The sequence below is a fragment of the Pseudoalteromonas sp. NJ631 genome (genome assembly GCF_000276645.1).
Classification (GTDB): Bacteria; Pseudomonadota; Gammaproteobacteria; order Enterobacterales; family Alteromonadaceae; genus Pseudoalteromonas; species Pseudoalteromonas piscicida.
The window spans coordinates 1-1,369 of sequence record NZ_AKXJ01000039.1 but is presented as its reverse complement, the minus strand read 5'-3'; the positions used below and the strand labels follow the sequence as shown (position 1 = coordinate 1,369).

General features: G+C 53.5%; 1 protein-coding gene. It reads left to right on the top strand.

Translation table 11 applies throughout. The annotated features are described in order from the left end of the window. The coding region (locus A587_RS0123685; protein WP_017219566.1) for an amino acid adenylation domain-containing protein at positions 1-1,369 on the top strand (1,369 nt) is incomplete at both ends.

Genomic DNA, 1,369 nt, shown 5'->3' with positions numbered 1-1,369 from the left:
AGCCAGATACCCTTGTCGGGCTTTGTGTTGAACGCTCGGTGGATATGGTGGTAGGCATTCTGGGGATCCTCAAAGCTGGTGGAGCCTATGTGCCACTTGACCCGGCTTATCCGCAGGCACGACTGGCCTATATGCTTAGCGATAGTGGCGTCAAATTGGTTCTAAGCCAATCATGGCTGACACTGCCTCAGGAGCAGGCTGTAGAGACCCTTTATCTGGATAAAGAGGATATCTTTGCCGAGCAGGCACAAGACAATCCAGAGATTATTGGTGATTTGGGGCCTAAGAGCGCTGTCTATATGATTTATACCTCAGGTTCAACTGGGCGGCCTAAAGGGGTAGTTATCGAGCAAAGGAATTTGTTGAACTTCCGCCAGGTTTTTGAACATCAGCTTGAACAGCTGGATGCGCAAAAGAGCAACTGGTTGTGGCACGGCAGCTTTGCTTTTGATGCCTCGGTTAAAGGGATTCTAGCCCTGTGCTCAGGCAATACCCTAGTGGTTGCAAGTGAGCGTGAAGCCTTGGAGCCGTCGCAGCTGCTAGCCTTGACGGCGCAACATGATATTCAAGTATTGAATCTGACCCCGGCACTGGTTCCGGTGATGCTGGATTGCTTGGAGCAGGGAGATAGGGGCCATTTGCACCTGATGATAGGCGGGGAAGCGTTAGGTAAAGCGTTATGGGACAGGGTAGCGGGCTACGGGGCTCGTCATGACCGCCAAGCGCTGAATCTATACGGCCCGACTGAAACGACCATTAATGCCTCTTATGCTGTAATTGACGGGGAAGTGATGCCTCATATCGGCAAGCCTGTGGCCAATACCCAGTTTTATGTGATGGACAGTCGCCAGCAGCTGGTGCCGACAGGGGTGGTGGGTGAGCTTTATATCGGGGGTGCGGGTGTTGCCCGCGGCTACCTGAACAGAGATGAGCTGACAGCGGAGAAATTTGTGGCCAACCCTTATTTTGACGCTAAGGACAGTAACAGCTGCCGGCGTTTATACCGTAGTGGCGACTTAGTGCGCTGGCGGGCAGATGGGGAGTTGGAATTTATTGGCCGTATCGACCATCAGGTGAAGGTGCGCGGTTTACGTATCGAGCTGGGTGAAATAGAACAGTGCCTGGTGGGAGATGCAGGAGTCAGGGAAGCTGCGGTGCTTGCCCGCAAAGCAGGAAATAATGACAACCGCTTGGTGGCCTACCTGGTCCCAGGTGAGAGCCTGAAGGATGAAGCAGCCTTTATCGAGGCGGTGCGTGAACAGCTGCGTAAGGCGCTGCCTGATTATATGGTGCCGGCGGCTTTTGTTGTTCTTGAGGCTTTGCCGTTAACGGTCAACGGTAAGCTCAACCGCCATGCTTTGCCTGAGCC